A 24,161-nucleotide genomic window follows, 5' to 3' on the forward strand; every position below is an offset into this window, starting at 1 on the left:
ACGGGAGTGCTAACTAGGTTAGGAGGAACCGGTATGACAATAAAGCTCATAGCTGTAGATATGGATGGAACTTTTCTTAATGATCAAATGAAATATGATGCTGAGAGATTTTTTAAACAATATGTAAAAATGAAAGAGCAGGGAATTCGATTTGTTGTTGCAAGTGGAAATCAATATTATCAGTTGAAATCATTCTTTGGTGAAATCCAAGAGGAAATCAGTTATGTTTCTGAAAATGGGGCTCTTGTTGTGGACCAAGGACAGGAAGTATTCTCTGTTGATATTCCTAAGAAGGATGTAAAGCTTATTCTTGAAGGGCTGGTAACACATAAAAAACTTTCAATTGTGTTATGTGGAAAAGAAAGTGCCTATGTTCTGGAGAGTGTATCTGATCATTTTTTTGAAACAATGAATAAGTATTATCACCGCTTAAAGAGGGTAACAAGTTTTGAACAGGTTAATGATCAAATTTTAAAGTTTGCGTTATCTTGTCCAGAGGAGGAAACGCTTCAATTAAGAGATTTACTTCATAAAAAAATTGGGGCGATCATAACACCTGTCTCTAGTGGCCATGGGAGTATAGATTTAATTGTTCCTGGTTTTCATAAAGCTTCTGGTATCCAATTGTTACAACAAAAATGGAATATTAAAGATGATGAAACGCTGGCTTTTGGTGATGGAGGAAATGATATTGAAATGTTAAAACATGTAAAGTACGGGTTTGCGATGGAAAATGGAAGCGACGAAGTAAAAAGTATCGCAAACTATCGTGCACCTTCTAATGATGACAGTGGTGTATTAGAGATAATTGATCAATATTTTGCAAAACAGGGTCCGTTCCATAGTAATCTAATTATTTAAATATGTAAGAGTGTAAAATTGTTATTAGATTAAAGAGCAGTAGTGTTGAAGAAGAAAAGGGCATATTCGATCTCTTGAAACACAAAAACCCGAATAAGGCACTTTTTTATAAGTGTCCATTATTCGGGTTGTAGTTACCACTAAGTTAGTAGGCGAAGTGGTTTACTTTGGTTATATTATAATTCTTCACCATTCGTTTGAATGACATTTTTATACCAATTAAATGAATCTTTCTTATACCGCTTCATTGATCCGTTTCCTTCATTATCACGATCCACATAAATCATGCCGTAACGTTTTTTCATTTCACCTGTTGTAAACGACACGATATCGATGATTCCCCATGGCGTGTACCCCATTAAGTCAACACCATCATACATAACCGCTTTTTCTAACGCTTCAATATGTGATTTTAAATAAGCGATTCTTTCTGGATCATGAATAGATCCATCTGCTTCTAACGTATCAATCGCACCAAATCCATTTTCTACGATAAACAATGGAATTTGATAACGGTCATAGAAACGATTCAGTGTATAGCGTAATCCCGTCGGATCGATTGCCCATCCCCAGTCACTTGATTTGATGTATGGGTTTTCGACACCGTTAGGCAGCCCGCCATTTACGATATCTCCACTGTTATTCTTTTCCACATCGCTTTTAACCGTTGTAGACATGTAATAGCTGAAACCTAAGTAATCAACTTTACCATTTCGTAAGATTTCTTCATCACCGTCTTCAAATGGAATGTTATATCCTTCTCTTTCAAACTCTTTTAATGCATAGCTTGGGTAATAGCCGCGCACATGCACATCAGCGAAGAAATAACGCTGTCTCATTTCTTCTTCCGCTAACATCACGTCCTCTGGATTGGACGAGAAAGGATAAATCGGCACGTGAGAAACCATGGCCCCGATTTGGAATTCCGGATTAATTTCTTTTCCTTTTGCGACTGCTAGTGCACTGGCAAGCAGCTCATGATGCCCTGCCTGATACATCACTTCTTTCGCATTTTCGCCTTCTTTTACAGCTACACCCGAGTTTGTCCATAAAAACAGCGGATTGTTTACATCCATTTTGTTGTTGATTTCGTTAAACGTCATCCAGTACTTTACTTTATCTTTATAGCGGTCAAAGCACACTTCGGCGAACCGGGCGAAAAACTCAACTACTTTTCTGCTTCTAAATCCGCCGTATTCACGGGCCAAGTGTAGCGGCATTTCAAAGTGAGACAGCGTAATGACTGGCTCAATGCCATGCTTTAATAGTTCATCAAATAAATCATCATAAAATTGCAGTCCCTCTTCGTTTGGCTCCACTTCGTCGCCTTTCGGGAAAATGCGGCTCCAGCCGATTGATGTCCGCAGGCATTTCAAGCCCATTTCTGCAAACAGGGCAACATCTTCTTTGTAGCGATTGTAGAAATCAATCGCTTCATGATTTGGGTAAAACTCGTTTTCTTCAATCGTGTCGGTAATTTTTCTAGGCACTCCATGCGCGCCTGCTGTCATTACGTCAACGACACTTGGCCCTTTACCGCCTTGATTCCATCCACCCTCGAATTGGTGGGCGGCTAATGCGCCGCCCCATAAAAAGTCTTTTGGCATGTTTGTCATTGTTTTTTCCTCCTTATTTTACAACTGTAAGCAGTCGGTCACTTAATGTACTAGTTTGAATGTTTTCAACAATTACTTCTTGATAAGCACCTGAATTTGTAACGATAATCGGTGTAATCGTGGTTAACCCTTTACTGTGGACGAAGTCTTGATCAAATTCGATCAGGATATCGCCTTTTTTGAATTTGTCACCATCAGCTACCTTCAGCTCAAATGGTTCTCCATTTAAACTAACTGTATCGAGTCCGATGTGTACAAGCAATTCAACACCAGATTCTGAACGAAGACCGATCGCATGCTTTGTTGGTGCAACCATAACCACGGTTCCTTCAAACGGAGCGTGTAATTTGTTGTCTGTCGGTTCAATCGCCAGACCCTGCCCCATAGCGCCTGAGCTGAATACTTCATCCGGTACTTCTGAAAGCGGGATGACTTTGCCAGTAAACGGAGCGTATACTGCTTCTTCATTGTTATCAGGGTTAGTTGATTGTGCAGAAACCCCTTCTTTTTCTACTGTACGTTTATCGTCTACTTGTTTCGCTGTATCTTCACCGTAACCAAAGATTTGAATCAACACAATAGGAAGAACAATCGCAATCGCAGCGCCTAGTAAAATTCCCCAGATTGACGTTGGATAATCTGAACTGATGCCGTTTACAATCGTAAGCGGTCCTGGCAGTCCTGCATAAGCAAAGTAGTAAGGATTAAAGAAGCTTGCAGCAACGGCACCGATTGCACCAGAGATACAACCGAAAATAAACGGCTTCTTAAATCGTAATGTTACTCCATAAATCGCTGGCTCTGTAATACCAAACAGCCCTGTTACACCAGCTGAAACACTGACTTTACGCGTTTCCTTGCTTTTCGCTTTTAAAATAACACCAAGCACTGCACCTACTTGTGCAATAACGGCAATCGTTTGATACGCCTGGAATGAGTCGCGTCCATACTGCTCAAAATTCGCTAATACCATTGGTGTAATACCCCAGTGAACGCCGAAAATAACAATGACCTGCCAGAATCCGCCGATGATAGCTCCAGCTACAGCAGGCGCATTCTCCGCCAAGAAGTTGTAGCCATTCGCAATTCCGTTCGCTCCCATTGTTGTGATAGGACCAATTAACAAGATTGTGAGCGGTACCATAATAATCATGCATAAAAATGGAACAAGTAATGGTCTAACGACTTCATTCATTCTCTTATTTAAAAATCTCTCAAGGTAAGACAAGATCCACACTAAAAATAATGGCGGCAGTACCGAAGACGTATATGTCGTTGGAGATAGCGCCAGTCCTAAAAAGTTCATGCTGCTTCCTTCTGAGATTTGAGCAGCTATTTCTGCCCAAGTGGGACTTACTAATGCCGCACAGCAAGCGACTGCTATATACATATTAGTTTTGAAATGATTGGCGGCTGTAATGGCGATAAAAATCGGTAGGAACGTAAATGGTGCCCACGAGATAAAACTAAATACTTGATAAGTCCCTGTTTCGGCAAAGCCGCTGAATAATAAACTAATGATGATTAATGCGCCCTGCAAAATACCCGCCGCTGCCAAAATGTATACAAATGGAGCGAAAACAGCCGACATTGTCGCAATAATACGGTTTACGATCGTTCCTTTGTTTTCACTTTGTTCATCTGACTCCTCCAAGTTCACCAGCCCTGAAAACTTCTCATACACTTCTCCTACGTGCTGGCCAATGACGACTTGGAACTGGCCGCTGTTTTCTACCACCGTAATAACGCCTGGCATAGAGGCTACTTTGTCTTTTGCTTTTGGATCCGACCGCTTCAGTACCAATCTTAACCGGGTAGCACAGCGTGTCGCTCCAATTACATTTCCTTCTCCGCCAACTGCTTCTAAAATATCTTTTGCAAGCTGAGAATAATCTCTTACTTTCCCTGACATTTTAAACCCTCCTTTAATATCGTTTTGATTTTTTATTGTGCACTCATTATAATTGTACCGGTATAATTAATCAATACTCAAACAAAAAAATTATTTATATATAATTCAGAAGGAAGGTCTTTGTTGAGTTTATGCTATAATGTTGATATTGCATAAGACCAATATATAAATGAGGATTGTTTATGTTAAAATACCAGCAAATTGCAGCAGAAATTGAAAAGTATATTGAAGATAATGCCCTCCAGCAGGGAGATAAACTGCCTGTATTAGAAACATTAATGGCGCAGTTTGAAGTTAGTAAAAGCACGATTACAAAATCATTGGATCTGTTAGAGAAAAAAGGAGTTGTCTTTCAGGTTAGAGGCAGCGGCATTTTTGTAAGAAGGCATAAGAGAAAAGGATATATTAGTTTACTCTCTAATCAAGGGTTTAAAGAGAATCTTGAAGATTTTAATATAACATCAGAAGTGATTGAATTAGAAGTGAGAAAACCAACGAAAGAAGTGGCTCTCGCTTTAAATATTGAACTCAATGAAGATGTCTATTATATAAAGAGGGTTCGATATATTAACGGTCAAACGTTATGCTTAGAAGAATCATTTTATAATAAATCCATCATTACCTATTTGAATAAAGAAATTGCCTCTGAATCAATCTTTTATTATATTAGGGAAGGTTTAGGATTAAAGGTTGGTTTTTCAGATATGTACCTTCATGTAGATAAGCTAAATGAGGAAGAAGCGAAGTATTTAGGTTTAAAAAAGGGAGAACCTAAACTTTACGTCGAAACCCTTTTTCATTTAACCAATGGTCAACCATTCGACTTTTCAAAAGTTACCTATAACTATGAACAATCGCAGTTCTTCATCCAAACGAATAGTCAATTTTTATAAAAATATAAGCTTGGTTTCTTTTTCAGGGAAATCAAGCTATTTTTGTTGCCATTTCCTGCCCTTTCAATTGAAAGATTCGTCCTACGTGAGTTTCCTTTTTGCAAAATCCTGTGATAAATGAGCTATCCTACCTATTTTTACCGGCCTGTTCCATTTTAGAAACTAGTAAAAGATACTTGCAAACGCAACCATTTTCGTGTATATTAAGTACAAGATAAAGGATTGTTACTGTTCGGCAGGCAAAACCTGAATTGATTCGAATGTTACAGTTATACTGTAATTTTGGAATCTGTTCAGGTTTTTTTTGTAAAAAATAATAGTCAAAAGGTGACAAATTATGCTCATAAAAAAAATCTTTAACAACAACGTAATATTAACAGAAGATGACAAACAGCAAGAAATCGTTGTCATGGGCCGTGGACTAGCATTTCAGAAGAAAATTAGAGATGAAATTGATGAAACAAAAATTGAAAAAACTTTTACTATTCATTCAAAAAATGTCTCTGATAAGCTATCACAACTGCTTGAAGAAATTCCACTCGAACACTTTGAACTGTCGAACGACATTATAGAATTAGCGAAAAAAGAATTAGGAAGTCAGTTAAATGAAAGCATTTACTTATCGTTGACGGATCATATTCATTTTGCGTTAACAAGAATTCAAGAAGGACTGACAATTAAGAATGCTCTTTTGTGGGAAGTTAAAAAATTTTACAAAGATGAATATAAAGTAGCAAAACAAGCAATTCGAATGATTGAGGAGCGGACGGAGATTCGGATTCCGGAAGATGAAAGTGCGTCGATAGCTCTCCATCTTTTTAATGCTCGTCAAGATTCAGTCGGTATGGAACAAACGATGGTGATGACGAAAATTGTCAATGAAATTATTACTATAGTGAAGTATCATTTTGGAATTACATTTGATGAAGACTCTATGAATTACAGCAGATTTATAACACATTTACGCTATTTTGCCTACCGCATACAAAGAGGAGAATTATCGCATGAAGGTGGCGATTCGTTATTCGATCAGGTGATCAAGCAGTATCCTGATGCTTATCAATGTACTTTAAAAGTACAAACATATTTGCAGTCAAATTATAATGTCAAAATGACGAAGGATGAAATGGTGTATTTCATGATTCATATTCATCGTGTTTCCAATCGTGAGAAAAAAGCATAGCACACTAACAAAGGATTGTTACTGTTTGGCAGGCAAAACCTGAGAAGAAGTGTTGATAGAAATAAGGGTACAGGTCCCTATTCTATCTGCACGTCTTACTCAGGTTTTTTATTTAGAATTTTGATTGCACAGAACAGATTTAGTAGAAATAGGTATTTTATTCCTTCATGATCTTCACCTATTATTGTGGATGATAAGTTGGTGAAAAAGAAGCAATCAAGAGAAGTGCTCGATGGCTTCTTTTTCACCAACTGCCCACTCTGTAAGTTTGAGAAGGAGATTATGTTAGGTCATCTATTCTAAACATCTTATGGCTTGGAATGCTGAGTGAATCACAACTTATTAAAGAAACTTTGTCATAAAGGAGAGTATACAAGATGGATAATAGACAGCTAGCCGAGAAGATTGTGGAATCGGTAGGGGGAGAAGAAAATATAAACTCTCTAGTACATTGTGCAACTCGTTTACGTTTTAAATTGGACGATCGTAGCAAAGCGAAAAAAGAAGAACTCCAAAACACAGAAGGCGTCATCACTGTAGTTGAAAATGGTGGACAATTTCAAGTTGTTATTGGGAACCATGTACCAAAAGTATATGCAGAAGTAATGAAAGTTGCAAAAATTAGTGGAGAAACGAATAAAGAGTCTACATCTACAGAAAAGGTTGGGGCAGCCTCAAAGGTTTTTGAATATATTTCAGGAACGTTCTCTCCATTGATTCCTGCACTAGCTGGGGCAGGGATGATTAAAGCACTTCTTGCCATATTAACATTGTTACACTGGATTGATGTAGAAGGCAGTACGTATGCAGTGCTAAATGCGGCCTCTGGTGGAATATTTTTCTTCCTGCCTATCTTTGTTGGGATTACCGCTTCGTTGAAGCTCGGTGCTAATCCATATGTCGGCGGAGCGATTGGAGCTGGTTTATTAGAACCGAGTTTCACGCAACTGCTTGAACATGGAACTCGCTCAGAATTTTTGAATTTACCGTTAATTTTAACCAATTATTCTTCAACGGTATTTCCGTTGTTGATTGCAATAGTTGTTTATGCGCTATTGGAAAAATGGCTGAGAAAAGTTACGCCAGGTGTACTTCAGCTATTTTTTCCCCCGATGATTTCGCTTCTCATCATGGTGCCGTTAACAGCCTTAGTATTTGGTCCATTTGCTGTGTATGTAAGTGATGGAATTATGAACGGTGTTTCTTACCTATCATCAGTATCAGCTATTTTAACTGGTGTTATTATTGCAGGTGCATGGCCATTCCTTGTTATTCTTGGTGTCCATTGGGGCGTTGTGCCGATCATGATTAGTGCATTTACAAAGGGAGGAGATGTAATTGGTCCAATTACAGCTGCTTCTACGTTTGCCCAAATAGGTGTAGCTTTCGGTGTATTCCTTCGTGCGCGTGATAAGAATCTGAAATCCCTGACTCTAGGTGCGACAATATCAGGTGTCCTTGCTGGTGTAACTGAGCCAATAATATATGGTGTAATCATGCGCTACCGTCGTCTGATTCCAATTATGGTCATCGCTGGAGTTGTTGGTGGTGCCATCGTTGCAATGTTTGATGTTCGTGTATTTACGTTTGTATTTAATAGTGTCTTAACAATTCCAGCTTATACACCACTAGTAAAATATGCACTTGGTATAGGTGTTGCGTTTATAGCTGGAACCATACTTTCATATCTTTTCGGTTATGAAAACAAGAAAACAGAAAAAGAAACGAAACCTGAACAAACAGAAAAAGCAGCGCCAGTCTCATCAACTACAGATAAGAATATGACAGTCTATAACCCTATAGAGGGTTCACTCCTTTCTTTATCAGATGTACCAGATCCTGTTTTCTCAAGTGGGGCAATGGGAAAAGGTGTTGGAATTGAACCGACGATTGGCCGTGCAGTCGCTCCATTTGATGGAACAGTTACAATGATTTTTCCGACAAGCCATGCGATTGGTTTAACTTCAGATGACGGGGTAGAAGTACTTATTCATATCGGGTTAGATACTGTTCAATTAGAAGGAAAGCATTTTACTGCTCATGTTAAAGATGGACAAGCCATCAAAAAAGGTGATGTATTAGTGGAGTTTGATATTGCGGGTATTAAAGATGCAGGCTATAAACTAACAACACCAGTAATTGTGACAAATACAGCTAATTATTTAGACGTCATTGCAGATGAGCCGCAAGAGGTTGTTGGTGGCCAGCCCGTGCTAACGGTTATTAGCTAGGAGGTTGATTTAACACATTAATCTGAAAGAAGCAATCAAAATAGAAAAGATTATAAAACTGTGTTGAATAAACGCACATTATATTCAGCTAGTATGACTTAAATACGACTGTAGTAGATTTTGTTAAATAATAAGGAAAAAAAGGAGAGAGTTTAATCATGGCACAATTTAAATCGAAATTTCCAAAAAACTTTTATTGGGGTGGTGCAACTGCTGCAAATCAAATTGAAGGTGCGTTTGATGTAGATGGAAAAGGGTTATCAGCAGCTGACTTTGTAGAATATATTCCGAAAGAAGAACGGACAAAAGACAATGCAATGGAAATTACTTCAGAACAAATTAGAAAAACATTAAGTGGTGAATCAACAGCACGTCATCCTAAACGTGAAGGAATTGATTTCTACCACAACTATAAAGAAGATATCGCATTACTTGCAGAAATGGGCTTTACTGCTTTCCGTTTTTCAATTCACTGGTCAAGAATTTTCCCGAATGGTTATGATGAAACGCCAAATGAAGCGGGGTTACAATTTTATGATAATGTGTTAGATGAATTAGCCAAACATAAGATTGAGCCGGTTGTTACTTTATCTCACTACGAAACACCATATGGTTTAACAGAGAGATATAATGGCTGGGTTGGCCGTGAGACTGTAGATCATTTCGTTCGGTATGCAGAAACGGTATTCACTCGTTATAAAAATAAAGTGAAATTGTGGATATCTTTTAATGAAATTAATATGATTACGATTAGCCCATTTACTGGTGGGGGGATTTTGTCAGATAAGGAAGACAATCCTATGCAAGCGAAATATCAAGGATTACATCATCAATTTGTCGCAAGCTCGCTTGCTACTAAGAAATTACATGAAATTATTCCTGATGGGAAAATGGGTTGTATGCTAGCTAGAATGACATTCTATCCTAATACACCAAATCCTGAAGATGTATTAAAAGCGCAAAAAGAAAACCAGGATAATCTATTCTTTACAGATGTACATGCGCGCGGTGAATATCCTAAATATATGGAACGTTTCTTTATTGAAAATGATATTAAAATTGTAAAAGAAACTGGTGACGATGAAATCATTAAACAATACCCAGTCGATTACATTACAATTAGTTATTACATGTCGCTTTTAGCTTCTGCTTCCCCTGAGGGAGAAGTAACAGAAGGAAATTTACTAAACAGTTTGAAAAACCCATATTTACAAGCATCTGATTGGGGATGGCAAATTGACCCAATTGGTTTACGTGTAACCTTAAATGATTTATATGACCGTTACCAATTACCAATCTTTATTGTAGAAAATGGTATCGGTGCTTACGATAAGGTAGAAGAAGATGGCTCCATCCATGATGACTATCGAATCGATTACTTAAGAAAACATATCGAACAAATGAAGGAAGCTATTGGCGATGGTGTTGACTTAATTGGCTACTTATCTTGGGGGCCAATTGACCTAGTATCCATGTCTACAAGTGAAATGTCTAAACGCTACGGATTTATTTATGTAGATAAAGATGATGAAGGTAACGGGACATTGGAAAGAAGTCGTAAAGACTCATTCTTCTGGTACAAAAAAGTGATTGAAAGCAATGGTGAAGAACTATAAAGCGAGACTTCCATCAGTGGGGGTTCTTTATCCTCCACTGATGGATAGAGAGACTTATCGGGTTTTTACGGGCAGCCTTTGCTTCTTTGATTACTCAAGCTTAGAGATGGGGATATTACTGCCCGTTAATGCGGGATAAACCTGTAAGACAATGAGTAGATGTCATCGTATCAATATAAAATTTTGAAGGACAACGAATGGAAGTTTAGTTTAACAATAAAAACGATTATTAAATGGTTAAATTTCCTAAATTGGAATTAAACTATTTTTGATGAAAAGATAAAGGAGTTTACATTATCATGGTAGAAAAAACATTTACAATTATTGACCAATCAGGAATTCACGCACGCCCAGCAACTACGATCGTACAAGCTGCAAGTCCGTTCGCAGCTACTATCAACTTAGAATACAATAATAAATCAGTAAATTTAAAATCAATTATGGGTGTCATGTCGTTAGGGATTCCCAAAGATGCTATGATCAAAATTACTGCTGAAGGCTCTGATGAAGAGGAAGCAATTTCAGTCATTGAAGAGACTGTGAAGAAAGCAGGTTTAGCAGAATGATGACAAATGAAATTTTAGGTATTGCCGCTTCAAGTGGCATTGCCATTGCGAAAGCTTTTCGTTTGGAAAATCCAAAGTTGATAGTCGAAAAAACGACAGTATTGAATATGAATCAAGAAGTGGAACGCTTTGAACAAGCACTTGAAACATCAAAAATAGAACTTGAAGGAATAAAGGAGCATGCATTCAAAGAGCTTGGAGAAGATAAGGCAGCGATTTTTGCTGCCCACCTTCTTGTTTTAAGCGACCCAGAATTGATTAATCCAATCAAAGAGAAAATTAAAGGTGAGCAAGTTAATGCAGAATTTGCTTTAGATGAAGTTGCAAACATGTTTATTAACATGTTTGAGGCAATGGAAAATGAATACATGAAGGAGCGTGCTGCAGACATCCGTGATGTGACGAAACGTATTTTGTCCCATCTTTTAGGTGTAACGATTCCTAACCCAAGCATGATTGCAGAAGAAGTTATTATCATTGCTGAGGACTTAACACCATCGGATACCGCTCAATTGAACCGACAATATGTGAAAGGCTTTACGACTGATATTGGTGGACGTACATCACATTCAGCGATTATGGCTCGCTCAATGGAAATCCCTGCAGTTGTTGGAACGAAAACAGTAACAAATGATATTGAAAATGGAGCATTCGTCATCCTCGACGGTTTAGATGGTAAAGTGATCGTAAATCCATCAGATGGTGTGATCAAAGAATATGAAGCGAAAAAAGCAGCTTACGAAGCTCAAAAAGTAGAGTGGGCAAAACTTGTGAATGAGCGCACGGTTACAAAAGATGGATACCACGTTGAACTCGCAGCAAATATTGGTACTCCTGAGGATATTAAAGGCGTGCTTGAAAATGGCGGCGAAGGTGTTGGCTTATACCGTACAGAATTTTTATACATGGGGCGTACTCAACTTCCGACTGAAGAAGAGCAATTTGATGCGTATAAAGCAGTAGTAGAGCAGATGGAAGGGAAGCCTGTTGTTGTGCGTACGCTTGATATCGGCGGTGATAAGGAGCTCCCATACTTAGATTTACCAAAAGAAATGAATCCATTCCTAGGATTTCGTGCCATCCGTTTATGCTTAGAAATGCAAGATATGTTCCGCACTCAGCTTCGTGCTTTATTAAAGGCTAGTGTGTACGGTAATTTAAAAATTATGTTCCCGATGATTGCTACACTTAATGAATTCCGTCAGGCTAAAAGTATTTTAATAGAAGAAAAAGAAAAACTTCAAGCTGAAGGTATTGCTGTTTCCGAAAAGATTGAAGTTGGAATGATGGTAGAAATCCCATCTTCCGCTGTAATGGCAGATGTATTTGCCAAAGAAGTTGATTTCTTTTCGATTGGAACAAACGACTTAATTCAATATACGATGGCTGCAGATCGTATGAACGAGCGTGTTTCTTATCTTTATCAGCCATATAATCCCGCTATTCTTCGCTTAGTGAAAATGGTTATTGATGCAGCGCATAAAGAAGGAAAATGGGTAGGCATGTGTGGAGAAATGGCAGGAGATGAAATCGCAATTCCAATTTTACTTGGACTTGGTCTTGATGAATTCAGTATGAGTGCATCTTCTATTTTGAAGGCTAGAAGTCAACTTCTTAACCTTTCGAAAGCAGAAATGAATACTGTAATCGAACAGGTTTTAAACATGAAAACTGCTGAGGAAGTAGAAAGATTTATAAAGGAAATAGAAGTTGAAAAAGTACTTAATTTAAATAAGTCGTCATTTACTAGATAGAAAGAATACTCTCATCCTATTAAAGATGAGAGTATTTTAACAAGCAAAATGAAAACGGTAAGAAACATAGAAAGCTTATACACAAAAAGAAAAGGTAAGTGATATCAACATATATCGCTTACCTTTTTTCACGATTAATCATGTTTATCGATTATCAGTACTTTTTAAGCTGGAAATAATCAGTAACAAAATGTTGCTTTTCTTGTTCAGTCACATAGCGATCAACTTTATCACTTGAAAAATATGCACAATCACAAACGAGGATAAAGCGTTTATCCTCTAGGCCTTCGCCAATAGGGCCATCATGTTGGAGTGCCTTGTTGTTTCAACGATTTGAAGGGGCATCATTGTTCCGTTTGTGAGGCTAACGTGTAGTTTTATGCCCGATCGTTCGCCTTGATAAACTGCCCTCGGAACATTTGTAAATACTATTATATTTCGACAACTTTTGCGATCGTTGTCCCTTATAATCTATCAGTATATTAAATATCAAAACTCAATTTAGTTTGGCGAAGAAGAGATATGAGTGCATGTAAACATCGGAGTATACAGCTAATTGAAAATAATACTAATTTAGAAGATAAAATTTTGATAAAGATGGCAAGTCATTGAGCTTTTATATAATATGAGGGGAAAATCCACCCTCTTACTTTGGTGTGTACAAAAATTGACAGATTTATTTTATTCATTATTTCCAATTACTCGTTAAAAATGTTGATTTACTAAAGCTTATTTAATTGTAAGTTTCTTCATACTTTGAAATAACAAGAGAAGGGGATTAGTTAGTGAAAAAAAGTTTTCTATTTCTTTTATTTATTGTTTCTCTTTCTGCTCTGTTTCTTTTTTTTATAACAAAAAAGTTGGAAGATGCAAAGCCAGAAGTAGTTGTTGTATTAAAAGAGTTAGACACTCAGTATTGGAAAATTGTTGAGGCTGGAGCAAAGAAGGGATTTCGAGATTTTGGTATAGATGGTAAAGTGATTGCACCTAGTTCCAAATCAGCACAAGAAGATCAGGGAAAAATCTTAAATGAAATTTTGAATGAAAAACCAGATGTATTAGTGGTTGCTCCAGTGAATTCTTATAAATACAAGTCTATACTAGAGAAGTTTGTTGATAATAAAATTCCGGTATTGTTATTAGATACGAATATTCCGTTGGAAAATAAATCTTCATATATAGGTACCGATAACTATGAATTAGGTAGAAAAGCCGGGGCACTATTAGCTTCAGAATTACAACCTGGTGATGAAGTGGCCCTCATAGCTGGTATTTCAGCTGATCCCGTTTCAGGCGATCGATTAAGAGGAGCAAAATCAAGTTTAGAAGCCGTAGGAATAAAAAGTGTAACTGAAAAAGTAGATTTACCAAATGAATCTTCTCGAATTAAAAAAGCAATTAGAGAGGTTTTGCAGCATCATCCGAATGTTAAAGGGGTATTTGCCACAAGTGATATTATGGCATTAAGTGCTCTAGAGGAACTTGAGAAACAAGGCTATAAAATACCAGTAATAGGAACAGATGGAACTACCGAAATGGTTGAGTTAGTGGAAGAAGGAGAGTTATCTAGTACAGTAGCACAAAATCCCTATGATATGGGATATTTAAGCGCTCAAGCTGCAATGAATGTAGCAAAGGGAAAAAACGTTGATACGATCATAGATAGTGGAGTAGATTATATTATAAAAGGCAATGGGAATGAGAGATTAACCTTCTTGAAAAAAATATTAAAGTAATGTTTGTTAAAATAGAAAATGTTTAGGATGAATCATTAGCATATACCAGAATAGGGCTGTCTTGGACGGTCTTTTCTTACGCCTTTAAGAGTCATAACTTGTGTTAAAGAAGAGAAAAGGATTTAAACGAATACACACGTATTGATTAACTAAAATTATACAGTCATATTAAAAGCTAAACGATGAATACAATAAGAAAAGCCAGAAAACAAAAGAACGAGGACAGGAATAGTTCATTTCCATCCTCGTTTGTAAATTGAACTATGCCAATGGATAGCGACTAGTTGATGATTAGGTACCTTACTCTATTAAGTAGTTTAAGATAATATTTTATACGAAAGTGTCCGAAAAGAGGTATGTTGACGTAGATCATCGTATTGATTTTCTTAATTTGGTAAAAGAAAAGGTAAGTGCCATCATAATATAGCACTTACCCTGTTTCACAATTCATCATGTTTATCGATTATCAGTACTTTTTAAGCTGGAAATAACCAGGCCATTTGTTAGGTGATAGATTCGACTTCTTTCCTTTTAGCATTTCTCACCTTTAGATGGGTGAGTTGGGGGACTGCGATCCCAAGTAAAATAAGCAAGACACCAAACACTTGAATTGTTGAGACATACTCATTAAGGACAACGACAGATGCAATAATGGCTGTAGGAAGTTCAGCAGCACCGAGTATCGTCGCAATTCCTGCCCCAATTTTAGGAGTGCCAATGGAAAAAAGTAAAACAGGTAAAAGGACCCCAAATAATCCCAAAAGGCTACCATATTTCCATAAACCATCACCTAAAGAACCATTTACGATGAAATTTGGTGAAAGAACGAATAATAGAAATAAAAAAGCACCTGAAGTCATTAAAAAGCTCCGCGTTATCGAAGGTAAATGAATAGCAACCCTGCCGCTAACGAAAATAAAAAAGGCGAATGAAATAGCGGATAAAAGCCCAAACATAATACCTGTAGGATCTAGCGTAAGTAAGTTATTCATTGAGCCGCCACCTGCTAAGATCGTGCCGATAAATAAGATGATAATGGCGATCAGCTTTTCTTTACTTGGTAGCTTTCGATTTGCAATTGCCTCAATGATCATTCCAATCCATGTAAACTGAAATAAGAGTACTACAGCGATTGATGCTGGAATCGTTTCGAGTGACTTTCCATAAAGAATCGATGTTAAGCTCGTCGTCGTACCAGCAAAAGCTAAATAAAGTGCGTCTTTTAGCGAAAAAGATTTCTTTGAGAATAAAAATGGTACGAGTATGAAAAGAAACCCAAACAAATATTGACTACCAATGACTTCAGAAACTGTAAATCCCTGCTTATAAGCAAGTTTTACAATGACTGAAAGAATTCCATAGCAACAAGCCCCTAAAAGAACAAGACTTGAATACTTCAACATTTTACCCACAAAAACCTCTCCTTGTGATTCGTAAAAAAGTAAATGGGAAATTGCACCTAATTAATATGGGATGAATTTAAGACCGATTGTTGCTGAGATAATCATCGCAATAAATAATAGACGTTTCCATCCAGCAGATTCACCTAAAAATAGTATGCCAATTAAAGCACTTCCTACTGTTCCAATTCCTGTCCAAACAGCATAGGCTGTACCCATTGAAATAGTTTTCATTGCCATTGAGAGCAGGAAAAAGCTAAGGGCAAATCCAACAACCATATAAAGCAAGTTCATCACTGATTTTTTCGTATTAAAGTTAGAAATTGCTGCAACACCAGCCACTTCACATAAACCTGCGACGATAAGAAAGAACCAATCCATTTTGTTCACACCTCTCCTTGCGTCATGTCACGTTCACCAGTGACTAATTTTAAGCCGATGACGCCTGAAATAAGAACCGCACATAGTAGAATTTTTGCCCAACTAAATATGCTGCTAAATAGGAGAATTTCTATGAGGACAGTTCCCGCTGCACCTAACCCCGTAAAAACGGCATAAACAGTACTGATAGGTAAGATACTCGATGCTTTAATCAGCAAATAAAAGCTAACAATGATGGCAAATACTGTACCAGACCAAGCAAGAGTACTATCCGCATACTTTAAACCAGTTACCCAACTTACTTCGAAAAGAGCGGCAACATAAATAATCAGCCACTTTTTATTCATCTCATTCTTCCTCCTTCAAAGTCATCCCCTGCCAAAGGATGTTCCAACTTGCTTGTAGTCTTCGTTGAAATCGTTCGTCTCCACTATAGAGAAGTTCTATTAGAATAGAATCGCATAGTCCAATAAACGCAATCACCGCATCTGTTACTGGACTGGTAAGTGAGTGTCTGTTCATTTCAAAAAAATCAATTAAAATTTTTTCCATTTCATCATAATACGAATAAACACTGTCCATTACTTGCTGAATCAAATGTGCTGGAGGAAGAAAACCCATCCTTAGTAAAAATTTAGTATCTGAATGTAGTTTGTATCGTTCACGATATTCTTGTAAAAACTGATAGAGTGTATGTTTAAAATCTTTGGAGGCATTGATGCTGAAAAAATGCCGGATATACTCCTGCTCACGGATAAGAACCTCATTCATTATCGTAAGAAATAAGTCATCTTTATTTGCAAAATGAGTATAAATGGATTGTTTTTTTATCCCAACCTCACTAGCGATAATAGCTAAAGAAGTTCCATCATATCCATTATTAGCAAAGTGAAGCAATGCGGATTTTTTAATTTTGTTTGAAGACATGACTATCACACTCTCCTTCCTGACGTTCGTTCGTTTTATAGTATAATGGTCATTTAACGATAAAGTCAATGGAAAATGCACTATTTGATAAGTTAGTTAGTATGACCCAATCTTACAATTTCCTGCTCTTGCTTTTTTTACCATAGAATTGTTATGCTAGTTGATGGAAACAAACGAACATGATTTGAGGAGTAAGCCACCATGAAAAAACATATATACAAGTTTGTACTAATCGTCACTCTATGTCTTTTTTTATTTCCCACGATGATCAGTGCAAACGTAGAAACTTCAGAATTACCGTTGTATAGCGAATCAGCTATTTTAATAGATGCAGAATCAGGGCAAGTGCTATACGAGAAAAACAGTCAAACACAACTATCTCCGGCAAGCATCACAAAGATTGCAACTGCGATTTATGCGATTGAGCATGGAAACTTAGAGGATATTGTAACAGTTAGTGAAAATGCGAGGCATGCAGATGGGACGAAAGTTTATTTAGAGGCTGGAGAGCAAGTACCCTTACTAAGACTTGTGCAAGGTCTCATGATTAATTCAGGCAATGATGCGGGAGTGGCAATTGCTGAACATTTAAGTGGATCGCTCGACGCATTTGTTATTGATTTTAATGAATTTTTACAAGAAGAAATCGGTGTCGAAAATACGTATTTTGCAAATCCACATGGGCTGTATCACCCTGAACATTTAACGACTGCTGAGGATATGGCAAAGATTACCCAATATGCGATGAAAAACAAAATCTTTCGTGAAATTTTTAATACAAGTGAGCTTGCATGGCACGGTGAAACATGGGATACAACCCTCATTAATCATCATGCAATGGTACGCAACAAGTCCTATGAAGGAATAACCGGCGGGAAAAATGGATACGTATCTGAAGCTGGATTTACACTTGTTACAACTGCAGAACATGACAATTTGAGTTTAATTGCAGTTATATTAAATGCAGCGTCTGATAAGCAATCATATGAAGATACAACAGCATTATTTAACTACGGATTTCAACATTTTGAAACAGAAAAAATTGATCGTAATGTGCAGTATGAAGATAGTAATGAAAATACATATGTAACGAATCAAGAAATTATCTATACAAAAAGAATCGGAGAAGTTGTTGAAGAAGAAGTTCGTCCTTCTGGAATGCTTATCATAAAGGGAGAAAATGGAGAAATACTTCAAAAGCAAAAGCTCGTCCAAGTGATAAGCAATAAAAAGGATGAACAAATGAAGAGTGAGGTTGTCGTCGCATCCCCTTCAACTGATGATGTAATGAATGCAGAAAATCATTTGCGCATCATTGTACCACTATCCATTGCTATCTCTTTACTTATTTCTAGTCTCTTTATTGTACAAGTTCGAAAAATATAACGAAGCATAAGGTTGTTTGAACGACAATCATTTTTGCATATTTTCGTCTAGTCAGATATAATTTAGAAAAACTTGCTATTATTCTCCTATGAAAGAAGGGTTCGGGATGAACTTAGGCTTTGGCGAAATCATGCTTATCGTGTTTGTCGCTTTATTATTATTTGGACCAAAGAAATTACCTGAGTTAGGCAAGGCGGCAGGAAAAACATTAAGAGAATTTAAAAATGCAACAAAGAATATCATGGATGATGATGACGATCAATCGGTAAAAAAGTAATGTAGATGGTAGAGTGATACAAGTGGTTCTAGAGGCAGGCATTTTGCTATTGTCTCTTTTTTTTATGATCCTGATTCAAAATCAACACAAATAGAGGTAATGGATTATCCATTACCTTGTAAATTCGGAGAAATGGTCCAACACAAATTGTTTAAATTTTTGAGTTGCAGGTGATAAATATCTTCCTTCAATCCAAGCGAGACCAATTGTCCGTTGGCATTGCGGCCAAGAGACAGGTATTTGTGAGATGTTACTTTGATCTACTCCTTTTAGATTCGGTAGAATTGAAACTCCAAGTCCAGCAGCAACAAGCCCTGCGATGGTCGTTGCTTCCTCTCCTTCAAATGTAATAGTAGGTATAATACCTGCTTCCTCAAGCAATTGCTCGACCGTTATACGGAGGGAATACCCTTTTTTTAAAAGAATAAACGATTCATCTGCAATTTCTTCTAGCGTGATACTTTCATAATTAGCGAACTTATGGCTTTTAGGGACGATCACAAAGAGCTCCTCCTGCCAAAGCTGTGTCCATTGAATTGGCAACTTCATTTCCATAGGTGCAATGAGACAAAGATCCAATTCTCCTACTTGTAATTGTTCAAGAAGAGTATGGGACGGGCTTTGTGTGAGTTGAAATTTGATTTTAGGATAGTGAGCACGAAAAGAAGCGATGAATTCTGGAATCAGATTCGTACTTAATGTATGGAGAAAACCAAGCAGCACTTGTCCCTGCTCTGGATCGAGCAACTCTTGAATTTCTTGTTTCCCTTTATCGAATTCTTTCATCATACTATCTACACTTTTTAAAAAGATGTGACCATATTGATTTAATCGAATTGACCGCCCCTGACGTTCAAATAATGGAACACCTATTTCATCCTCAAAGCGAGCAATAGAGCGGCTGAGGGCCGATTGAGTAATAGATAACGCTTCTGCTGCGCGCGTCACGTGTTGCATACGTGCGAGAGTTTGGAAATATTCAAACTGCTGCCATTCCATTCATTAACACCTCTTTCATCATTACATATATTCATTAAAATCATTATTATAATGAATTATACAACATAGATGATCGGTGATAAGATAAAATTCAAGAACAGACTCGAGGATGTTTTTGTCATAGGTAAAGTTTTAACCCCAACAATGGTTTAGAACGAGACTGTTTGATGGCAAATAATGATTTCTTAAAGGGATGATTGATGATGCAACATGGAGGAGATTCTGAACATTTTAGGGTGGTTGTATTATGAGTTACATTCAACAAGGTACACCATTCTTTCGGAAAACGAACTTTGCTTTCTTTGCGGCTGGCTTCAATACATTTGCGATTCTTTACTGCGCCCAGGCATTAATACCGGAATTTGCGAAAATATTCAACATTTCGCCAACTACAGCAAGCCTACCGCTATCCATTTCAACGATGGCCCTTGCTTTTAGTATGCTGATTTTTGGTTCATTATCTGAAGTATGGGGACGCAAGCCGATCATGGTCATTTCGATGATTGTCTCTTCGTTACTTTGTATTTTGGCTGCGTTCAGTCCTACCTTTCATGTCTTATTAGTTATGCGAGCGCTTGAAGGTATTGCATTAGCTGGCTTACCGTCGATTGCAATGGCCTATCTTGGCGAAGAAGTAGAATCGAAGAGCTTAGGAACGGCCATGGGATTGTATATTAGCGGCAATGCCACTGGTGCTATGGGTGGACGAATGATATCAGGTGTAATAGGCGATTATTTGGGCTGGCATATAGCGATCGGGAGCATTGGTGTAGTAAGCTTAGTGGCTACCTTGATTTTTTGGATTAGCTTGCCTCCCTCACAAAATTTCAAATCTCGTCATTTAGACGTTGGAAAATTAGGTAAATCATTAATGGAGCATTTAAAGGATTCAGGATTGGTTTGTTTATTTCTCATGGGCTTCTTGCTGTTAGGAACCAATGTCGCATTATATAATTATATTGGCTATGTACTAGTGGCTCCGCCTTATTCATTGAGTCCGACCGTTGTAAACTGGATATTTATCATTTTCATTATTGGAATGTTTAGCTCTATCTTGATAGGAAAATTAGTAGATCGCCACGGTAAGCAAAAGATGCTAATTATTAATTTATTGATTCTTTTAATTGGTGTCTGTTTAACGTTGAATGTCCATTTATTTATTAAGATATTGGGGCTTGTGTTTGCTACTTTCGGATTCTTTGGTGGACATTCGATTGCTAGTAGCTGGGTTGGACAGCGTGCTTTAAAAAATAAGGCACAGGCTTCTTCCTTATATTTATTTCTTTACTACGCTGGCTCGAGTGTAGGTGGAACAATTGGAGGTCTATTTTGGTCTCGATTCGGCTGGGAAGGCCTGACTAGTATGGTTGTTTGTTTCTTACTCATTGCGTTTATCCTTTCAGCCTGCCTTTCAAAGATCGAACTAAAATCCAAGAAAATCACATACATGCAAAGTCGAAATTGACATATCTTTTACTACGTAGTCTAAGGACTAAGTCAGTTTGTTCTGTTATAGGAAACTATAAAATTCTTGTACTGTGGATAAGCGCACGACATCCAGCTCTAGCGCCTAGCCCCTCTTGGGTCTAAGTCTATCAGGAATTGAAGGTAAAAAACACTTTCTATTCCTGATCGTCTTATGCTATGCCTGAGGCTGATCAAGGCGCTTGCGCTTTTTGTTCATTCAATTTGCTTTCAGAAAGGGGTTAAATCATGAAGGTAGTTGCACCGAAGCCTTTTACATACGGAGGGGGAGAAAAGGCGGTTCTTTTACTGCATGGATTTACTGGGAGTACGGCAGATGTAAAATTGTTAGGAAAGTATTTACAACAACGTGGCTATACGTGTCATGCCCCATTATACAAAGGACATGGAATGGAACCGAACAAGCTCATCCAGACTGATCCAGATGATTGGTGGCAGGATGTAGTAGGTGGGTATCAATTCCTTAAAGCTGAAGGCTTCGAGGAAATCGCTGTTGCAGGCATTTCTTTAGGAGGAGTCTTTACGTTGAAAGTAGGAATGGACTTACCAGTAAAAGGTATTGTTTCGATGTGTGCTCCAAACAAAGCAAAAAATAGTGATGATTTATATATGCGGGTACGAAATTATGCTAGGCTATATAAGAAGTTTGAAGGGAAGGACGACGAGCAAATTAGTTCTGAATTAAAAGAATTGGAACAGCTTCCAATGCCTTTTCTAGAAAATCTCCGACAACTAATTGTTGATGTGGGGAGAAAGCTTGATTTCATTACCTCACCCATTTTAGTTCTACAGGGCTGTTTAGATGATCCTTTGTACAAAGAGAGTGCTCAGCTTATTTATCATCATGTGAATACAGAAGAGAAACGTATAAAGTGGTATGAGCAATCTGGTCATATTATTACGTTAGGCAAAGAGCGTGAGACCGTATATGAAGATATAGTTAACTTCTTAGATTCACTAAATTGGTAAATATGTTCTTGTTGAACAATTTGGACGCATTATGAAGGGATTTTTCCCGGTTTCTTCTAGCAACAGATTATAAATGATACGGATAGGGGGCAGTTGATGATGAGTAAACCTACATACAAAACGACATGGGATTTAGAGTCAATTTTTAAAAATGGTAGTCATTCAGCAGAATTTAAACAGTACTTGCAGGAAATTGAAAGTGGGATAAATGGCTTTAAGCAAATTGTGGAAGACTGGCCAGAGAATTTTACACTAACGAACAGTAACAGCCTTTTTGTGACCTTAGGGAAAATTGCTTCCATCACAATGAAAATAGAGCAAGCTGGTTCATTTATAGGTTGTTTGCAGGCTCAGGACACGTCAGATGCACAGGCGAATCTCTTACGCTCAAAGCTTACAACCATCAGTACAGCGTTTTCGAAAAGTATGTTGACCTTCGAACAACGACTCGGTGAAATAGAACAAGACGTATGGAACAAGTTGTTCGCTGACTTAAGGTTTAACGAGCTTTTCTATGTCTTAAATGAAATGCGTAATCAAACGAAGGAGCGACTTTCTGTTGATAAGGAACAATTAATTCAAGGATTATCTGCTGATGGATATTTCGGCTGGGAGCAGCTTTATGATTTACTAGTGGCTAAAATCCAAATCCCATTTGTAGAGGGTGGACAAAGGAAGATATTGTCTGTTGGGCAGGCTGCAAATAAATTTTCTGATCCAGATCGTGTTGTTCGGAAACAACTTTTTGAAAACTGGGAAACTGCATGGGGATCTCAAGCAGAAGTATTTGCCGAGACATTAAATAGACTAGCAGGTTTTCGCTTAAATGTATATGAAGAACGGGGCTGGAATGACCCTTTAAAAGAGCCGCTTGCTTTAAATCGCATGAAAAAAGAAACACTTGAAACGATGTGGCAAGTTATTTCGGAGAATAAGCAGTTACTCGTTACTTATATGAAAAGAAAAGCCGAAATAATTGGAGTAGACAAATTAAGTTGGTATGATGTAGAAGCACCAATTGGCAAGGCTAATACAGAAGTTACTTATCAAGAAGGTAGTGAGTTTATCCTAAAGCAGTTTCGTCAGTTTGGTCCGATTTTAACTGGATTTACGAAATCGGCATTTGAACAGCAATGGATCGAAGCTGAGGATCGTCCGGGTAAAGCACCTGGTGGATTTTGTACTAGTTTCCCTGAGAGTCAGCAATCAAGAATATTCATGACGTTTTCTGGGACTCCATCAAATGTATCAACACTCGCTCATGAATTAGGTCATGCCTTTCACACATTCGCGATGAAGGATATTCACCCATTAAATTGTCAATATGCGATGAATGTTGCAGAGACTGCCTCGACCTTTGCTGAAATGATTGTGGCGGATGCTGCTGTGAAGCAGGCAAAAGATAAAGAAGAACGACTCGCTTTGCTTGAAGATAAGCTTCAGCGCAGTGTGGCATTATTAATGAATATTCATGCGCGCTTTTTGTTCGAAACGACATTTTATGAAGAACGAAAGCAAGGATATGTATCAAGTGAAAGATTATCAGAGTTAATGATTGAAGCTCAGAAGGAAGCATATTGCGATTCACTTGAAGGTTATCACCCACATTTTTGGGCATCAAAGCTTCATTTCTTCATTACCGATGTTCCGTTTTACAATTTTCCATATACGTTCGGTTTTCTATTTTCACTCGGTATTTATGCAAAAGCGCTTGAGGAAGGCGAAGCGTTTGAAAAGCAATATATAGCCCTATTAAAGGATACTGGTTCAATGACAGTTGAAGAATTAGCGGCCAAGCATTTATCAGTTGATTTAACGAAAAGAGAGTTCTGGGAAAAGGCAGTAATGATGGCTGTAAGTGATGTGGAAGAATTTCTGCAGTTGACGAGTAAATAATAGTATTAAAAAAGTGTTAGCATTTTAGAATCCATGCTAACACTTTTTTTTGTTAATGAGAATAAATTAGCCC

The 24,161-nt window shown here is 37.5% G+C and carries 20 protein-coding genes; 13 read left to right on the forward strand and 7 right to left on the reverse strand.

Annotated elements, in window-relative coordinates; genetic code table 11:
* Positions 1-33 precede the first annotated feature (33 nt).
* A complete protein-coding gene (locus tag K9V48_RS08310; protein WP_224138296.1) occupies positions 34-861 on the forward strand; it encodes a Cof-type HAD-IIB family hydrolase in 828 nt (275 codons plus the stop codon).
* Positions 862-1,037: 176 nt separating this feature from the next.
* Here the strand turns inward: K9V48_RS08310 and bglA are convergent, their stop codons facing one another.
* Both bglA and K9V48_RS08320 read right to left on the reverse strand, forming a co-directional pair.
* Complete coding sequence (gene bglA / locus K9V48_RS08315; protein WP_224138298.1) at positions 1,038-2,477, reverse strand: 6-phospho-beta-glucosidase BglA; 1,440 nt, start codon at positions 2,475-2,477, stop codon at positions 1,038-1,040.
* Between the two features lie 13 nt (positions 2,478-2,490).
* A complete protein-coding gene (locus K9V48_RS08320) occupies positions 2,491-4,389 on the reverse strand; it encodes a beta-glucoside-specific PTS transporter subunit IIABC (protein WP_224138299.1) in 1,899 nt (632 codons plus the stop codon).
* A 182-nt stretch (positions 4,390-4,571) separates the two neighbouring features.
* Here K9V48_RS08320 and K9V48_RS08325 point away from each other — a divergent pair, with 182 nt between their 5' ends.
* From K9V48_RS08325 to K9V48_RS08355, 7 genes are all read left to right on the forward strand, one after another.
* The gene (locus K9V48_RS08325; RefSeq protein WP_224138300.1) at positions 4,572-5,282 is read left to right on the forward strand and encodes a GntR family transcriptional regulator; all 711 of its coding nucleotides are present in this window, start codon (positions 4,572-4,574) and stop codon (positions 5,280-5,282) included.
* 337 nt (positions 5,283-5,619) lie between these two features.
* Entirely contained in the window at positions 5,620-6,465 is an 846-nt protein-coding gene (gene licT / locus K9V48_RS08330) for a BglG family transcription antiterminator LicT (protein ID WP_224138301.1), read from the forward strand.
* A gap of 377 nt (positions 6,466-6,842) precedes the next feature.
* Positions 6,843-8,696: a beta-glucoside-specific PTS transporter subunit IIABC gene (locus tag K9V48_RS08335; protein WP_224138302.1), complete on the forward strand. Its 1,854-nt coding sequence runs from the start codon at positions 6,843-6,845 to the stop codon at positions 8,694-8,696.
* 158 nt (positions 8,697-8,854) lie between these two features.
* Positions 8,855-10,312, forward strand: coding sequence for a glycoside hydrolase family 1 protein (locus tag K9V48_RS08340; protein ID WP_224138303.1), 1,458 nt, complete (start codon positions 8,855-8,857; stop codon positions 10,310-10,312).
* Positions 10,313-10,611: 299 nt separating this feature from the next.
* Positions 10,612-10,878 carry a phosphocarrier protein HPr gene (locus tag K9V48_RS08345; RefSeq protein WP_224138304.1) on the forward strand — a complete coding sequence of 89 codons (267 nt, stop codon included), beginning with the start codon at positions 10,612-10,614 and terminating at the stop codon, positions 10,876-10,878.
* Positions 10,878-12,632 (forward strand): phosphoenolpyruvate--protein phosphotransferase, encoded by a 1,755-nt coding sequence (ptsP, locus tag K9V48_RS08350; RefSeq protein ID WP_224138389.1) that lies wholly within the window; start codon positions 10,878-10,880, stop codon positions 12,630-12,632. The genes K9V48_RS08345 and ptsP overlap by 1 nt, the downstream gene beginning before the upstream one ends.
* Positions 12,633-13,417: 785 nt before the next feature.
* Positions 13,418-14,368 carry a sugar ABC transporter substrate-binding protein gene (locus tag K9V48_RS08355; RefSeq protein ID WP_224138305.1) on the forward strand — a complete coding sequence of 317 codons (951 nt, stop codon included), beginning with the start codon at positions 13,418-13,420 and terminating at the stop codon, positions 14,366-14,368.
* A gap of 503 nt (positions 14,369-14,871) precedes the next feature.
* On the opposite strand, the gene K9V48_RS08360 is transcribed toward K9V48_RS08355, so the two are convergent.
* From K9V48_RS08360 to K9V48_RS08375, 4 genes are read right to left on the reverse strand one after another with little or no spacing between them, the layout of a single operon-like run.
* Entirely contained in the window at positions 14,872-15,771 is a 900-nt protein-coding gene (locus K9V48_RS08360; RefSeq protein WP_224138390.1) for an EamA family transporter, read from the reverse strand.
* A gap of 60 nt (positions 15,772-15,831) precedes the next feature.
* A complete protein-coding gene (locus K9V48_RS08365; RefSeq protein ID WP_224138306.1) occupies positions 15,832-16,149 on the reverse strand; it encodes a DMT family transporter in 318 nt (105 codons plus the stop codon).
* 5 nt (positions 16,150-16,154) lie between these two features.
* The gene (locus K9V48_RS08370) at positions 16,155-16,496 is read right to left on the reverse strand and encodes a DMT family transporter (protein WP_224138307.1); all 342 of its coding nucleotides are present in this window, start codon (positions 16,494-16,496) and stop codon (positions 16,155-16,157) included.
* Between the two features lies 1 nt (position 16,497).
* Complete coding sequence (locus K9V48_RS08375) at positions 16,498-17,076, reverse strand: TetR/AcrR family transcriptional regulator (RefSeq protein ID WP_224138308.1); 579 nt, start codon at positions 17,074-17,076, stop codon at positions 16,498-16,500.
* Between the two features lie 201 nt (positions 17,077-17,277).
* Between K9V48_RS08375 and K9V48_RS08380 the strand changes: the two genes are divergently transcribed.
* Together K9V48_RS08380 and K9V48_RS08385 are read left to right on the forward strand one after the other, a co-directional pair.
* Positions 17,278-18,462, forward strand: a complete 1,185-nt coding sequence (locus K9V48_RS08380) for a D-alanyl-D-alanine carboxypeptidase family protein (RefSeq protein WP_224138309.1) — start codon at positions 17,278-17,280, stop codon at positions 18,460-18,462.
* Positions 18,463-18,568: 106 nt separating this feature from the next.
* Positions 18,569-18,739 (forward strand): twin-arginine translocase TatA/TatE family subunit, encoded by a 171-nt coding sequence (locus K9V48_RS08385; protein WP_111616723.1) that lies wholly within the window; start codon positions 18,569-18,571, stop codon positions 18,737-18,739.
* A 111-nt stretch (positions 18,740-18,850) separates the two neighbouring features.
* Here K9V48_RS08385 and K9V48_RS08390 read toward each other — a convergent pair whose 3' ends face one another.
* Entirely contained in the window at positions 18,851-19,738 is an 888-nt protein-coding gene (locus K9V48_RS08390) for a LysR family transcriptional regulator (RefSeq protein ID WP_224138311.1), read from the reverse strand.
* A gap of 247 nt (positions 19,739-19,985) precedes the next feature.
* Between K9V48_RS08390 and K9V48_RS08395 the strand changes: the two genes are divergently transcribed.
* The 3 genes from K9V48_RS08395 (at position 19,986) to K9V48_RS08405 (ending at position 24,088) form a co-directional block, all read left to right on the forward strand.
* A complete protein-coding gene (locus K9V48_RS08395; RefSeq protein WP_224138313.1) occupies positions 19,986-21,203 on the forward strand; it encodes an MFS transporter in 1,218 nt (405 codons plus the stop codon).
* Positions 21,204-21,451: 248 nt separating this feature from the next.
* A complete protein-coding gene (locus tag K9V48_RS08400; RefSeq protein ID WP_224138315.1) occupies positions 21,452-22,192 on the forward strand; it encodes an alpha/beta hydrolase in 741 nt (246 codons plus the stop codon).
* A 99-nt stretch (positions 22,193-22,291) separates the two neighbouring features.
* Positions 22,292-24,088, forward strand: coding sequence for a M3 family oligoendopeptidase (locus K9V48_RS08405; protein WP_224138316.1), 1,797 nt, complete (start codon positions 22,292-22,294; stop codon positions 24,086-24,088).
* The last annotated feature ends 73 nt before the right edge of the window (positions 24,089-24,161 follow it).

The sequence above is a fragment of the Metabacillus rhizolycopersici genome, from assembly GCF_020075705.1.

Coding starts and splice junctions, on each gene's coding strand:
- K9V48_RS08310 (WP_224138296.1), top strand. CDS start 34: ATGACAATAAAGCTCATAGCTGTAGATATGGATGGAACTTTTCTTAAT.
- bglA (WP_224138298.1), bottom strand. CDS start 2,477: ATGACAAACATGCCAAAAGACTTTTTATGGGGCGGCGCATTAGCCGCC.
- K9V48_RS08320 (WP_224138299.1), bottom strand. CDS start 4,389: ATGTCAGGGAAAGTAAGAGATTATTCTCAGCTTGCAAAAGATATTTTA.
- K9V48_RS08325 (WP_224138300.1), top strand. CDS start 4,572: ATGTTAAAATACCAGCAAATTGCAGCAGAAATTGAAAAGTATATTGAA.
- licT (WP_224138301.1), top strand. CDS start 5,620: ATGCTCATAAAAAAAATCTTTAACAACAACGTAATATTAACAGAAGAT.
- K9V48_RS08335 (WP_224138302.1), top strand. CDS start 6,843: ATGGATAATAGACAGCTAGCCGAGAAGATTGTGGAATCGGTAGGGGGA.
- K9V48_RS08340 (WP_224138303.1), top strand. CDS start 8,855: ATGGCACAATTTAAATCGAAATTTCCAAAAAACTTTTATTGGGGTGGT.
- K9V48_RS08345 (WP_224138304.1), top strand. CDS start 10,612: ATGGTAGAAAAAACATTTACAATTATTGACCAATCAGGAATTCACGCA.
- ptsP (WP_224138389.1), top strand. CDS start 10,878: ATGACAAATGAAATTTTAGGTATTGCCGCTTCAAGTGGCATTGCCATT.
- K9V48_RS08360 (WP_224138390.1), bottom strand. CDS start 15,771: ATGTTGAAGTATTCAAGTCTTGTTCTTTTAGGGGCTTGTTGCTATGGA.
- K9V48_RS08365 (WP_224138306.1), bottom strand. CDS start 16,149: ATGGATTGGTTCTTTCTTATCGTCGCAGGTTTATGTGAAGTGGCTGGT.
- K9V48_RS08370 (WP_224138307.1), bottom strand. CDS start 16,496: ATGAATAAAAAGTGGCTGATTATTTATGTTGCCGCTCTTTTCGAAGTA.
- K9V48_RS08375 (WP_224138308.1), bottom strand. CDS start 17,076: ATGTCTTCAAACAAAATTAAAAAATCCGCATTGCTTCACTTTGCTAAT.
- K9V48_RS08380 (WP_224138309.1), top strand. CDS start 17,278: ATGAAAAAACATATATACAAGTTTGTACTAATCGTCACTCTATGTCTT.
- K9V48_RS08385 (WP_111616723.1), top strand. CDS start 18,569: ATGAACTTAGGCTTTGGCGAAATCATGCTTATCGTGTTTGTCGCTTTA.
- K9V48_RS08390 (WP_224138311.1), bottom strand. CDS start 19,738: ATGGAATGGCAGCAGTTTGAATATTTCCAAACTCTCGCACGTATGCAA.
- K9V48_RS08395 (WP_224138313.1), top strand. CDS start 19,986: ATGAGTTACATTCAACAAGGTACACCATTCTTTCGGAAAACGAACTTT.
- K9V48_RS08400 (WP_224138315.1), top strand. CDS start 21,452: ATGAAGGTAGTTGCACCGAAGCCTTTTACATACGGAGGGGGAGAAAAG.
- K9V48_RS08405 (WP_224138316.1), top strand. CDS start 22,292: ATGAGTAAACCTACATACAAAACGACATGGGATTTAGAGTCAATTTTT.